This window comes from Mycobacterium asiaticum (assembly GCF_001673315.1).
Lineage (GTDB): Bacteria > Actinomycetota > Actinomycetes > Mycobacteriales > Mycobacteriaceae > Mycobacterium > Mycobacterium asiaticum_B.
The window spans coordinates 22,355-35,261 of record NZ_LZLQ01000114.1 but is presented as its reverse complement, the minus strand read 5'-3'; the positions used below and the strand labels follow the sequence as shown (position 1 = coordinate 35,261).

Sequence of the window (12,907 nt, the reverse complement as noted above, 5' to 3'; positions counted from 1 at the left end):
CGTCTTTGTCGTGGGTGCGGCCAATGCGGCCGGCGACGAATTCCGGGGAGAATGCCCTGGCATGTTCCACAGCACCGAACGGACCCGCACCTACCCCTGCGCGTCCTGCGGAGGCCAGCTCAACTTCGACATCAGCAGCCAGAAACTCCGCTGCCCGAACTGCGGCAACTATTACGACGTCACCGCACCGAACACGCCGGTCAAGTCACATGAATTGCACGGCGCGATGCAGCAACTCAAGGAGCTGCAACGGCGACAAAACGGACCCAACATCAGCGGGATGCGCGAGGTGGCATGCCAGAATTGCGGCGGCACAACGGAATTCGCCGGCAGTCTGACCGCCACCAAGTGTCCCTACTGCGCGACACCCATCCAGCGCGACGACGTCCACAACGCGCCGGCGCGGCTGCCGGTGGACGGCGTGGTTCCGTTTCGCGTCGACGAGAAACAAGCTCGTACCCTGATCGAAAAGTGGGTCACCAAGCGGTGGTTCGCGCCGAGCGACTTCAAGAAATATCGCGAAATCGGCGCTCTCTCAAGCCTTTACACGGCCTACTTCACCTACGACGCCGATACCGACACCCAATATGAAGGCGAACGCGGTGAAGACCACCGAGTACGCGTGGGCACCGACGACAACGGCAACGCCGTCTACGAGACCCAGACACGCTGGTATCGCGTCGCCGGGCAGGTGAGCAACAACTTCGCCGACCTGCCAGTGCTGGCCAACGAGGGCGAGAACCTCAACCGCAAACGCATCAAGTCACTCGAACCCTGGCCCGTCGAACAAGCCAGGGCATTCTCCCCGGAATTCGTCGCCGGCCACCTCTGCCGCACCTACGACAAAGACGCCGAGCAGGCACTGCCCGAAGCGCAGCAGGAGATGGAGAAAGCCGTCGAACGGACAGTGCGGTCGGATATCGGTGGCGACCACCAGCGCGTCCATCGACTACGTACCACCTGGAATTACTTGGGGTTCAAGCACATTCTGCTGCCGATCTGGTTGTTGACGGTGCTTTACAGCGGCAAACCGTTCCAGGTGTGCATCAACGGGCTCACCGGTGAAGTGGCCGGCGACCGCCCCTGGAGCAAGATCAAGGTGGCGATCGCGGTCATCTGTGCGATTTTGATCGTGATAGCGGCGATCGCGATCTGGAGTTACCTGCATTCGCACGGGCATCATTCAACTAGGTCGCCGTCCCGCAACATCCATAGGAAGTAGCCGATGTCCATCGCCGTCGTGGTGATCCTGGTCCTGGCCGCAGTCCTGGGGCTGACGGTCGCCGTCGTGGCGATCGTCGGCCGGTCCCAGAAGCGTGCGCTGAACCGTGACAATCAGGTGATGCCGGGCCGCGCGACGCGCGCACCCCAGTCGTGGGCCGTCTCGCACGAGCCGGAAGCCCGACTGCACCGCCGGCTGCGGGATGCGATGGCCGCCCTGCGCGGAGCGGATTCGGTCGATACGGGCTCGACCATTGTGCTGCGGGCAGATCTTGAACAGACCGTGCTCGACCTCGACGATCACCTGGTGGCGGTGTCGCAGCTGTCGACGGTGCACAAGGGCGAACTGCTCAAGTCGATCACCACAACGGTCCAGTGCATCGAGAATGCGGTCGCGCGTTACGCCGCCGCCGCGACGAGACCCGACACGAGCGCCCTGGAGGCCGATCTCGCCGCCGTGCAACGCCAGCTCGACGTCACGGCCGAGTTGCAGCGACGGCTCCCGCCGCAGTGACTCACGGTCGTCTCGCCAGCACGGGTGTGACCAGCTCACCGGTGCTGAGGTAGCTCTCGAAGTTGCGGATGGCGAGCAACGCCATTGCGCGGCGGGTTTGCGCGGTGGCGCTGCCGATGTGCGGGAAGAGCACCACGTTGTCGAGTCCGAACAGTTCGGGGGGCACATTCGGCTCGTCCGCGAAGACGTCCAACCCCGCTCCGGCCAACCGGCCGCCGGTAAGCAACGCCACGAGCGCGTCCTGCTCGACGACACTGCCGCGCGCGATATTGACCAGATATCCCTGCGGCCCCAAAGCCTCGAGCACGGCGCGGTCGACAAGGTGGCGGGTATTGCGGTCACCCGTGGTGGCGATCACCAGAACGTCGACCGACTCGGCCAGTTCGACCGGGGATTCCGCGTAGCGGTACGGCGAACCGGCTACTCGGTGCCGGTTGTGATACGCGATGGCACAACCGAATCCGAGCAGCCGCGTCGCGATCGCCGATCCGATGCGGCCCAGCCCCAGGATCCCCACCCGCAGGCCGGTGACGTCTCGCGCATACGGGAACGGGCCCTCGCTGACCCATCGGCCGGCCCGCACGTAGCGGTCGGCGGCGCCGAAGCCGCGCAGCGTCATCAGGATCAGGCCGAGTGCGGTGTCGGCAACGGTGTCCGACAACACGTCCGGGGTGTTGCTGACGCCGATACCGCGCCGTCGGGCGGCGTCGAGATCGATGGCGTCCACACCGGCCCCGTTATTCACGATCGCCTCCAGGTTGGGCAGCGCAGCGACGAGGTCGGCGTCCACGCCGGGACCGCCGGAGGTCAGCACCACTCGAACTTCGGCGCCATGCTGCGCCAGGAACCCGGCACGCCCCGGCTCCTCGGGTAGCTTCGGGATTTCGTAGCGCGCCGCCAGTTCGGCTTCGAACGTCGGCTCGAAAGCGCCGATCCGCAATGCGCCGGTGATGGTCTGCACGCCACCAAGAATCCACCAAGGATCCATTGAGCGCCCCGCGGGATGGTGTTTTCACCAGCCGATAGAACGAAGGGGCGGTCATCATGCGGTTGTTCTGCTTTCACCACGCCGGCGGCGGCGGGCTGGTGTTCAACGCCTGGGTCAAGGCCCTGCGGCCCGCGGTCGAGGTGGTGCCAGTCGAGATCCCTAACCGGGAGCGGTTCGCCACGATGCGCGACCTCGTCGACGAGGTGATCGATCAGCTCGGACCCCTGCTCGACGAGCCGCACATGTTCTTCGGCCACAGCTTCGGCGCTCTGCTGGCGTACCGGTTGGCGTGCGTGCGCGCCGCGGCGGGCGCCGAGCAACCACGCGCGGTGTTTCTGTCTGCCTACGCCCCGCCACACCTGCAGTTGCCGCTGCACGTGGTGGATCAACTGGACAACAAACAACTCGCTGAATTCCTCGCCGAGATGGGCTTGATGCCTGCCGGGCTGACGCGGTGGCCCACCCTGCACGCGCAGGCCGTCACCACCACCCGGCACGACCTGAAGCTGCTGATGACCGACGAGGAAGCCGACGCCGCCGAGCTGGCCTGCCCGATCCACGTCTTCGGCGGCAGCGAGGACCCGATCGTGAGCGAGTCCGACCTGCAGCAGTGGCGTTCCCGCACGAAAGCGGACTTCTCGGTGAAGATGTTGCGCGGCGGCCACTTCTACCTTCGGGACCGGAAACCGCTGTTCGAATCGCTGCGGCCGCTGATGTCGACCGTCGCCGCGGCGTGATGCGGTTACCCGCTTCTGCGATAGCCGCAGCGCTCGGCTGCTCCGGCGCAGCGCTCGGCTGCTTCGCCGTGGGCCTGGCCGGACCGGCCTTGGCCGACGACAGCCTCAACGGGCACTACCAAGCCGTCGTCAACGGTTCGCCCTCGAACTCTCTGGGCGACATTCTGAACATCAATTCCAGCTGCGATCCCGACGGCAACTGCACCGGATGGGTGTCGACCCCGAAAACCTGGGGTGCCCCGATCAGTAAGTCGGCAGGCGCGTCGTGGACGATCCGCCGCACCAACCCCACCGGCTGGACGTGTGCCGATGGCAGTAAGGGTGCGGCAGAGCTGGTCTATAGCTTCGCGCCCGCGAGCCTGGCCGGAACCATCACCGCAACCAAAGTGGCGGGGGCATGCGGCGACCCGACGACTCCGACTGCCACTTACTCGCTGAATATCCATCAGTGTGTCGATGACCCCCGGCGTGGGGTTTGCCCGTCGTAACGGGGCCCTGACGAAGGCAGCCGGGCGCCTCAGGCCCGGAACGCCGCCACCGGCATCTCGACACTTCCCTGGCACGGACCGCTGTAAATGTCGGTGTGCCAGGTGCCGCGCAGCGACCCGTCGGACTGCGGCGTGTAGAACGCCCAGGACTTCGCCGGCGCCCATGCCTTGGCAACCCCTTCACCCAGGTAGCAATCCCACTGGAAGTCGAAGCGTTCCACCCACCGGGTTCCGTCCCAGGTGTAGTGGGACGGAACGACGATCGTCGGGTTCTTCGGCTGGGGTCCGTTATTTGCGGTGGCGATGCAGGACGAGGCCGAGCACACCGTCGAGAAGACATAGTCGGCGCTGAAAGTGGATTCGGTCTGACCGGCCGCGATGCTGGTGCCGGTCTTCTGCGCGGCGTACCTGACCAGTGCATACTTGCCGCTCCAGGACGGCGTGGCGGCCCCCACCGGAGCAGCCGGCGCACCGAGGAACGCAACCGCGGCGAGCAGTGCGGATCCCCACGTGCGGAGCATCATGCCAATGCTGCTGGATGGATGACGCAACCGGATACCGACGCGGATACGATCCCGCGAACCTCAGGCCGGGTACTGGGCGACAGCCTTCTTGACCACCGAGTCGACCTCGTCGGTCAGCAGGAACCGCTGTGCGACAAGCCCTTCGGCGGCGGTGCGGACCGCGGTGGCGTAGTCATCGCTGGTCGCGTACCGCTCGGAAACCGAGGGACGCCCGGGCGGGAAGGGCAGTTTGCTGCCGACCCGCTCGTACAGCACCTCAGGCATGTCCTCGACGTACTGACGGGCGTTCCAGCCGGTGTAGGCAGCCAGGGGGGCGGCGACGGCGGGCAGCCGGATTCCGGCCACTTCGTTGCCGTCCGCGTCGACGGCCGACACCAGGTCGAAGTCGCTCGCCGAAGGCAACCAGGCCGGCGCCGGAGTGTTGGCATAACTGAAAGTGGACAACACGTCCTTACGGGCGACGGCGGTGCCGTCGCTGGTCCGCGGGACCTGGCTGGCGGGAGGCTCGATGCCGTCCGACACCCAGTTCTCCAGGGCGACGAGCAGCGCCCGGGTGACCGGTGTGACGTCCAGGTGGTGGACCGGGTTGGCCGCGGGCAGCGCGTCCTTGATCTTGCTGCTGCCGAAGTGGTCGGTGCCGGCCAGCAGGTAGGTGCGGACGTCGTCGTCTTCGGGCAGGTCTGCGCCGGTGTCGGGGTCAACGTGCACCAGTGCGCCGTCGCCCTGCCAGTACTCGGTGGCGCTGTTGGTGAAGATCGTCTTGGGCACGCCGCCGAGTTGGCGCTGCACGGCCAGCAGGTCGGCGTTGCCGATCGGGCCCGCGGCACCGCTGCCGCCGGGAGTCGAGGGCTGGGCGTACCGCTGGTTGAATTCGCCCCGGTTGGCGCTGGCGAAGTCGCTGAAGACGCCGTCGAATACCTGCATCCCGGCCTCGTCGATGTTGAGCCCGTCGGACAGGAACTGGCGCAGCAACCGACCGGCCTGGGAGACGCCGTAGGCGAAAGTGTGGTCGATGCCGTCGGCAAGCAGGTGGTCGGACCGCAGGTGAGACACCACATCGCGGATGGCCAGCAGTCCGCAGCCGGCGACGGGGGCCAGCGCGGTGCGGTAGACCAACTCGTACCAGTGGAAGGGCTGGAATCCGCCGTCGAGCGCGACGTGTGTTTCGTCGGTGAAGCGCCAGGTCTCCCGGGGAACGACGACCGGTTCGGCGTTGGGGGCCGTGCGGACGGTGAGGACCGCTTCGGGGTCGTCGACGTCGATGGTCGGGTAGTCGGTGAACTTGAACAGCACGTCGGCGCCGGGGATCGACTCGACCTCGGGCGCCGAGAAGCTCAGGGCGTGGTCGGCGCGGGTGACGTCCGAGCGCCATTCCAGCCGCATGAAGCCGGGGGCCACCTCGGCCCGGGGTGCCGTCAGGCCCAGGATGGCCGGGCCGCGCTGGACGTCCCACTGCCAGCCGCACGAGGCGATGGTCCAGCCGCGGTTGAGCAGGAAGCCACCCTTGAGCCAGGGCGCGTTGGTGGGTACGCCACGGTTGGGCACGACGAACAGCAGCTTGCCGTTTCCGCCGTCTACGGGACGCAGCAAGCGCAGGTCGGCGGTGTACCGGACGAGGCCGTCGTCGTCGCGAGGTGCGCGCTCGAGGTCGACGATGCGCTCGTTGGCCAGTGCTTCGGGATCGACGGCGAAGGTGACGGTCGCCTCCACGTTCTCGTAGCGGCTGTCGGTGTGCGGGTAGACGTTGTTCACCTGCACTGACTCGACTGACATCTCGATCCCCCTCGACGGTCGTCATCTCTGAGCTGTTGCAGATGACTTTCCGGCAGAGGTCTTGGCGCATTCTTGAAGAATCCTTGGCGGCGGGATCTACCCGGATCTACGGGGGATCTACAGCCCACGCAGCAGGAACAACGCATAGGCAGCGACCGACTGCGCGTCGGTGATCACTGCGTCCCGCATCATCTGTTCGACGTCGGTACGCGGGAACCAGGCGCTGCGCATGTCCTGCTCCTCGTGCTCTCGATCGGCCCGTCCCTCGGAGATCCCGGTGGCCAGGAACACCCATCCGCGCTGACTGCTCATCCCCGGTGCTACGTCCAGCAGGCCGAGGGCCTCGAACGACGTTGCCCGCAGACCGGTCTCCTCGCGCAGTTCGCGTTCGGCGAGCGCGGACGGTTCCAGGTCGGTCAGGTCGGGAGCGGTGCCCTGCGGGAACTCCCAGCGGCGCGCGGCCAGCGGGTACCGGAACTGTTCGACCAGCCGGAACCGCTCGCCGTCATACGGTATGACCAGCGCATACGTCGGCTTGTCCACCACCGCGTAGATGCCATCGGTGCCGTCGGGACGGCGGATATCGTCTTCGCGCAACACCATCCAGGGATTGCGGTAGATCTCGCGGGACGCGACAGTTTCGATGAACGGCACTTCACCAGTATCGGTACCAGTATCGGTACCGTTTTGGTGCCAGTATCGGACGCGATCTAGCGGCTCACAGGGCGGCTGCGACGTCGATGGCGCGCCGGAGTTGACCGATGTCCGAGCTGGTGGGGATGAGGTGCACCTCGTCGGTACCGATGTCGGCGAACTTGCGCAGCACCGCCAGCAGGTCGTCCTCGCTGCCCGCCCACCCGGTGGTGGGCGCCATCGCGTCGACATACTCGGCCGGGATCCAGTTCATGTAGCGGCGCAGATGACGATGCACCTGAGCGCGGGCTTCGTCGGCCGCACCGAACGCGAACCAGAACGACGTCGCTAGATGAGGTGCGGGCTTGCCGGCCTCCGTCCATGCCGCGCGCGCTACGTCGAACAACTCGTTCTGCTTGACGACGTCAAGGTCCAGGGTGGTTCCCGCCATGCCGTCGGCCCACGTCGATGCGCTGCGCACGGTTTTGGGACCGATGGTGCCGACGAGCAGCCGCGGACCGCGGGACTGCACCGGAGGTGGCCCGACCGGCCGCACCGAGTCGGTGGTCGTCTCGCCGGCCCAGACCCGCTTCATCACCGCGACGCGTTCGGCCATCGCGCGCATGGTCTGCGTCTTGGGGTCGGCGCCGACGGCGTTGTAGTCCTCGTGTCTGCCGCCCACCCCGATGCCCACCGTCAACCGTCCGCCGCTGAGCATGTCGCCGGTCGCCAAGGCTTTGGCCAGCATCACCGGGTCGTGCAGCTGGGGCACGATCACCGTCGTGACCAGCCGCACCCGATCGGTCCACGCCGACAGCGCGCCGAGCAGGGTCAGGCTGTCGGGGTTGTCGAAGGCAATCCGCTCGCCCCAGCACAGCGAGGAGAACGGCCCCTCGTCGATCGCCTGCGCCCACGCCTTGAGCAGCGTCGCATCGAGGTCGGGCTCCATCACGGGCATCGTCATACCTATCTGCACACAGATGATTCTGGCAGCATGACCCGATGGCCTTTTCCAGCCCATCATTTGCACACGTCCGGCTCACCGTCACCGATATCGAGCGGTCGCGGCAGTTTTACGAGAGCGTCTTCGACTGGCCAGTACTGATCGAGACTCCCGACAACGCCGACGAAGCACTGCGCAAGCGATTGGGCTTCCTGTTCGGCGGCGTGATCTACGACATGGGCGGCGCCCTGCTGGGCCTGCGCCCGGTGGCCAACGACCGTTTCGACGAGAACCGCACCGGCCTGGACCACCTGGCGTTCCGGGTGGGCACCAAGGCCGAACTGGACGCTGCCGCAGAGCATCTCGACGAGCTTGGCATTGACCACGAGCCGATCAAGGACATCGGACCGTCCTACATTCTGGAGTTCCGCGACCCGGACAACATCGCCTTGGAGCTCACCGCGCCGAAGTGAGCTGTCGCTGGGGGGCGCCAGCGTGCTTAGAAAGCCACGGTTATCGGCGTGGCGGTGTACCGCTGTGCACGCTCACCGGAAAAAGCACGGAAACCACTGCCCACGTACTCGCGAGCGTGCAGAAAAAGCCGCGGGCAGCCGCGTGGCGGTGTACCGCTGTGCACGCTCACCGGAAAAAGCGGAAAATGGCCAGAACTATGAGCATCAGTTTCAACCACACGATCGTCGCGGCCCGCGACAAGCAGCAGTCCGCGGAATTCCTGACCGAGTTGTTCGATCTACCCAGCCCGACGCCGTTCGGCCCGTTCATGGTCGTCACGCTCGACCACGGCGCATCGCTGGATTACGCCGACGTCGCCGCGACCGAAGAGATTCGAGCGCAGCACTACGCGTTTCTGGTCTCCGAGGACGAGTTCGACGCGATATACGGCAAGATCACCGCACGCGGCCTGCCGCACTGGGCTGACCCGGGAGCCAGCCGCCCCGGCCAGATCAACACCCGGGACGGCGGACGCGGCGTGTACTTCCGGGATCCGGCCGGGCACGCGATGGAGATACTCACCCGGCCGTACGGCTCGGGCGGCTAGCCGCGGCGCTTGCTCTCCTGATCCCGATAGTCGTTAGCCAGTCGGGATACGTGATCGGGCAGGCTGCCGGCGGCGACATCGGCGATCGTGGTCTCTTCCAGCACTGAACGCATGCTGGCGCGCAGCGCCCGCCAGACGTCGGTCAGCGCCACAGTGGGCCCGGAATAGGGCAGGTCACCGAGCCCGATGTCGCGGACGCTGGCCAACGGCCCGTCAATACAACGCAACACGTCGGCGATGCTGATCTCGGTGCCCGACCGGGCGAGCTCGTAGCCGCCCTCGCGACCCCGGTGGCTTCGCACCAGGCGATCGGTGCGCAGGTTGGTCAGGATGTCGACGAGAAATTGTGGCGGGATGCCCTGGGCCTGGGCCAGATCGTCGGTCTTGACCAAATCGCCGCTGGGCACCGTCGCGAGCTGGACCATCGCGCGCACAGCGTATTCCGCTTTGGCCGACATCCGCATGCTGCAGATTGTGCCAGCTCGCTAAGCCCGCAACTCGAGCATGTCGATCACGCTCTGCGCCTGCTCTTCGAGAGTGCGATCGGTGGTAAGCCGCAGATCGGGGTTCTTCGGCCGCTGATACGGGCTGTCGATCCCGGTGAAATGCGTGATCTCGCCGGCCCGTGCCTTGGCGTACAGGCCTTTGGGATCGCGCCGCTCACACTCGACCAGCGGGGTGTCGCAGAACACCTCGAAGAAATCAAATCCCGCGTCGTCGTGCACCTTTCGCGCCAACTCCCGGTGCTCGTCGAGCGGGCTGATGGCCGGCACCAGTACGATCTGACCCGAATCGGCCAGCAGCGTTGCGACGTGCGCCAGACGCCGCAGGTTCTCCGCCCGGTCGGCCATCGAGAATCCGAGGTCGGCGTTGAGGCCGTGACGCAGGTTGTCGCCGTCGAGAACGTATGCCGGGATGCCCATTTCGAGCAACTTCTGCTCGACCAGCATGGCTACCGACGACTTACCGGCTCCCGAGAGCCCGGTGAGCCACACCGTCCTGCCCCGGATCGCGCGGTCCGCTGCGGTGACCAGTGACTTGTGCCGGACCGTGTTCGGACTTGCCTTCTGCGCCAACACATCCCGCAGCACCATCCCCGCGGCCACCGTCCCGTTGGTGTCCGGGTCGATCAGGATGAACGAACCGGTGCTCGCGTTGCGGGAATATTCGTCGAGCAGCAGGGGCACCTGGGTACGTAACGTGATACGGCCAAGTTCGTTGAGCTTCAACGCTGTTGCGGTCTTGTCCCGGTGCAGCGTGTTGACGTCGAGTCGGTAGTCCAGCGCCGTTATCCTGGCCCGCGTGGTGCGCGTGGTCTGCTTGATGACGTAGTCACGGCCGGGCTCCAGCGCCGAGGTATCCGACATCCAGCACACCGTCGCGTCGAAGTGCTGGGCGACCCGAGGTTGATTGTTGGTGCGGGCGATCATGTCACCGCGCGAAATGTCGATATCGTCGGCCAGGCTCACCGAGACGGCCATCGGCGGAAACGCCTCCGCGACAGGGCCAGTGGGGCCGTCGATGCTGGTGATCCGGGTCGTCTTGCCGATCGGCAGCACCACCACCTCGTCTCCGGGGCGCATCACTCCACTGGCCACGGTGCCGGCGTAACTGCGGTGGTCCTGGTGTTCATGCGTGTGCGGGCGGATCACGTACTGGACCGGGAAGCGCACGTCGACCAGATTGCGGTCGCCGGCGATGAAGACCTCTTCCAAATGGGACAGCAGGGCCGGCCCCTCGTACCACGGCGTCTTGTCGGACTTGGTCACCACGTTGTCGCCATGCAACGCCGACATCGGGATGGTCGCGACGTCCTGCACGTCCAGGCGGGCGGCGAACGCGTGGAACTCGTCACGGATCGCCTCGAATTTCTCTTGGTCCCAATCGATCAGGTCCATCTTGTTGACGGCGAGCACGATGTGCTGAATGCCCAGCAGTGAAGCCAGGAAGGCGTGCCGGCGGGACTGCTCCAGCAGCCCGTGCCGCGCGTCGACGAGCACGATCACCAGTTGTGCCGTCGAGGCTCCGGTCACCATGTTCCGGGTGTACTGGATGTGGCCGGGGGTGTCGGCGATGATGAATTTCCGCTTGGGAGTAGCGAAGTAGCGATAGGCGACATCGATGGTGATGCCCTGCTCGCGTTCGGCCCGCAGACCATCGGTGACCAGTGCCAGATCGGTGTACTCGTGACCGCGCTCGCGCGACGTCTTCTCCACCGACGCCCACTGGTCTTCCATCACGGCCTTGGAGTCGTAGAGCAGACGACCGATGAGAGTGGACTTGCCGTCGTCGACCGATCCGGCCGTCGCCAAGCGAAGCAGTGTGGACGATTGAGCCATCAGAAGTACCCCTGTCGCTTCCGGTCTTCCATGCCCGCCTCGGAGATCCGGTCGTCGGCCCGGGTGGCGCCGCGTTCGGTCAGCCGGGACACCGCCGTCTCGGCGATCACCTCCGACACCGTCGCCGCATTGGATTCCACACATCCGGTACAGGTCACGTCGCCGACGGTGCGGAAGCGGACCGAGGCCTCGAACACCGGCTCGTCGGGGCGCGGTTGCAGATGCCGGTGCACGGCCAGCAACATTCCGTCGCGCTGAAAAACCTTGCGCCGGTGAGCGAAATAAATCGACGGCAGCTTTACCTTCTCTGCCCCGACATAAGACCAGATGTCGAACTCGGTCCAGTTGGACAGCGGGAAAACCCGGATGTGCTCGCCTTTGTGATGGCGCCCGTTGTAGAGGTTCCACAGTTCGGGCCGCTGCGCTTTCGGATCCCACTGGCCGAACTCGTCGCGGAAGCTGAAGACCCGCTCCTTGGCCCGCGCCTTCTCCTCGTCGCGCCGGGCGCCGCCGAAAGCCGCGTCGAACTTGTTCTCACCGATGGCGCGCAGCAGGGTCACCGTCTGCAGCGGGTTGCGGGACGGGATCGTCTCGACCACCCGGCCGGCGTCGATGTCGTCCTGGACCGATGCCACCACCAGTCGTACCCCCGCCGCGGCGACCAACTCGTCCCGAGTCGCCAGCACTTCGTCGAAGTTGTGACCGGTATCGACGTGCATCACCGGGAACGGGAGCCGCCCGGGACGGAAAGCCTTGAGCGCCAGGTGGAGCATGACGATCGAGTCTTTACCGCCGGAGAAGAGCAGCACCGGCCGCTCGAACTCGGCGGCCACCTCGCGGATGATGTGGATCGCCTCGGCTTCCAGCGAGCGCAAATGGCTCAATTCGTACTGGCCGGCGGCGGGCCCGGATTTGAGGTCAGTGCTCATCAGCATCACTTCTCGGTAAAGTTGGTTGATTTGACCATATTTACTGCTATTGCAGATATAAAACCAGCCGGTTGCGAGGCTGTCAACGCGCGCGGGGAGATACCGCCAGGTGCACAGACGCAAAAGCTCCTCGTTTCCACAGGAAACGGGAGCCTTCGCGGGCCGATCGCGCTACAGGGTGACCTCTTCGAGCTTGCCGGTCGCGACATCGAAGATGAACCCACGCAGCGAAGTGTGCTTGGTGACGAACGGGCTGTTCTCGAGCCGGCGCAACGACTGCCGGACATCCTCGGCCAGATCCGGGAAGGACTCGGCCGCCCATGGCGGCTTGATCCCGGTCTCCTCCTGGATGCTGCGCTTGAATTCGTCGTCGGTGAAGGTGAGCATGCCGCAGTCGGTGTGGTGGATCAGGATGATCTCTTCGGTGCCCAACAGCCGCTGGCTGATTGCCAGCGAGCGGATAGCGTCGTCGGAGGCCACTCCACCGGCATTGCGGATGACGTGCGACTCCCCCTCATTGATGCCGAGCACGCGGTAGACGTCGATGCGGGCGTCCATGCAGGCCAGCACCGCGACGTGTTTGCTCGGCGGCAGCGGCAAAGGGCCCTCGAAATTGCTCGCGTACGTGGCGTTGTTGGCCAGGTAATCGTCGGTAACCGTCACGCAGGTCTCCCTCAGGTTTGCTACAAGCGTCGATGCCGCCGCGATCTTAACAACGGACCCGTCGGATTTCACCCGTGCGGATCATCCGGATCGAA

At 65.8% G+C, this 12,907-nt stretch carries 14 protein-coding genes and 1 pseudogene; 6 read left to right on the top strand and 9 right to left on the bottom strand.

The annotated features are described in order from the left end of the window. Nucleotides 1–1,222, top strand: a 1,222-nt coding sequence (locus A5636_RS17675; protein ID WP_216638851.1) for a hypothetical protein, incomplete at its 5' end; no start/stop codon positions are given. A gap of 3 nt (nt 1,223–1,225) precedes the next feature. Then, nucleotides 1,226–1,735 (top strand): hypothetical protein, encoded by a 510-nt coding sequence (locus tag A5636_RS17670; protein WP_065159938.1) that lies wholly within the window; start codon nt 1,226–1,228, stop codon nt 1,733–1,735. 1 nt (nt 1,736) lies between these two features. Here the strand turns inward: A5636_RS17670 and A5636_RS17665 are convergent, their stop codons facing one another. Further along, a complete protein-coding gene (locus tag A5636_RS17665; RefSeq protein WP_065159937.1) occupies nt 1,737–2,723 on the bottom strand; it encodes a 2-hydroxyacid dehydrogenase in 987 nt (328 codons plus the stop codon). 56 nt (nt 2,724–2,779) lie between these two features. Between A5636_RS17665 and A5636_RS17660 the strand changes: the two genes are divergently transcribed. Both A5636_RS17660 and A5636_RS17655 read left to right on the top strand, forming a co-directional pair. Next, nucleotides 2,780–3,460, top strand: coding sequence for a thioesterase II family protein (locus A5636_RS17660; protein WP_065159936.1), 681 nt, complete (start codon nt 2,780–2,782; stop codon nt 3,458–3,460). Then, nucleotides 3,457–3,948: a hypothetical protein gene (locus A5636_RS17655; protein WP_155763867.1), complete on the top strand. Its 492-nt coding sequence runs from the start codon at nt 3,457–3,459 to the stop codon at nt 3,946–3,948. Before A5636_RS17660 ends, A5636_RS17655 begins: the two co-directional genes overlap by 4 nt. A 29-nt stretch (nt 3,949–3,977) precedes the next feature. On the opposite strand, the gene A5636_RS17650 is transcribed toward A5636_RS17655, so the two are convergent. The 4 genes from A5636_RS17650 to A5636_RS17635 form a co-directional block, all read right to left on the bottom strand. Beyond that, entirely contained in the window at nt 3,978–4,445 is a 468-nt protein-coding gene (locus A5636_RS17650) for a hypothetical protein (protein WP_081287855.1), read from the bottom strand. A gap of 87 nt (nt 4,446–4,532) precedes the next feature. Continuing rightward, complete coding sequence (locus A5636_RS17645; protein WP_065159934.1) at nt 4,533–6,245, bottom strand: alpha/beta hydrolase domain-containing protein; 1,713 nt, start codon at nt 6,243–6,245, stop codon at nt 4,533–4,535. A 117-nt stretch (nt 6,246–6,362) separates the two neighbouring features. After that, nucleotides 6,363–6,848 carry an NUDIX domain-containing protein gene (locus A5636_RS17640; RefSeq protein ID WP_172827264.1) on the bottom strand — a complete coding sequence of 162 codons (486 nt, stop codon included), beginning with the start codon at nt 6,846–6,848 and terminating at the stop codon, nt 6,363–6,365. A gap of 115 nt (nt 6,849–6,963) precedes the next feature. Beyond that, nucleotides 6,964–7,842, bottom strand: a complete 879-nt coding sequence (locus tag A5636_RS17635; protein WP_065159932.1) for an LLM class flavin-dependent oxidoreductase — start codon at nt 7,840–7,842, stop codon at nt 6,964–6,966. A gap of 38 nt (nt 7,843–7,880) precedes the next feature. Here A5636_RS17635 and A5636_RS17630 point away from each other — a divergent pair, with 38 nt between their 5' ends. Further along, nucleotides 7,881–8,294 carry a VOC family protein gene (locus A5636_RS17630; RefSeq protein ID WP_065159931.1) on the top strand — a complete coding sequence of 138 codons (414 nt, stop codon included), beginning with the start codon at nt 7,881–7,883 and terminating at the stop codon, nt 8,292–8,294. A 197-nt stretch (nt 8,295–8,491) separates the two neighbouring features. Beyond that, complete coding sequence (locus A5636_RS17625; protein WP_065159930.1) at nt 8,492–8,881, top strand: VOC family protein; 390 nt, start codon at nt 8,492–8,494, stop codon at nt 8,879–8,881. Here the strand turns inward: A5636_RS17625 and A5636_RS17620 are convergent. The 4 genes and pseudogenes from A5636_RS17620 to A5636_RS17605 form a co-directional block, all read right to left on the bottom strand. After that, a complete protein-coding gene (locus A5636_RS17620) occupies nt 8,878–9,345 on the bottom strand; it encodes an Rrf2 family transcriptional regulator (protein WP_065159929.1) in 468 nt (155 codons plus the stop codon). The genes A5636_RS17625 and A5636_RS17620 overlap by 4 nt on opposite strands. 21 nt (nt 9,346–9,366) lie before the next feature. Then, nucleotides 9,367–11,220, bottom strand: a complete 1,854-nt coding sequence (gene cysC / locus A5636_RS17615) for an adenylyl-sulfate kinase (RefSeq protein ID WP_065159928.1) — start codon at nt 11,218–11,220, stop codon at nt 9,367–9,369. After that, nucleotides 11,220–12,187 (bottom strand): annotated as a pseudogene (gene cysD / locus A5636_RS17610) (sulfate adenylyltransferase subunit CysD). Before cysD ends, cysC begins: the two are co-directional and overlap by 1 nt. A 133-nt stretch (nt 12,188–12,320) precedes the next feature. Beyond that, nucleotides 12,321–12,812, bottom strand: coding sequence for a beta-class carbonic anhydrase (locus tag A5636_RS17605; protein ID WP_065159927.1), 492 nt, complete (start codon nt 12,810–12,812; stop codon nt 12,321–12,323). Nucleotides 12,813–12,907: the final 95 nt, after the last annotated feature.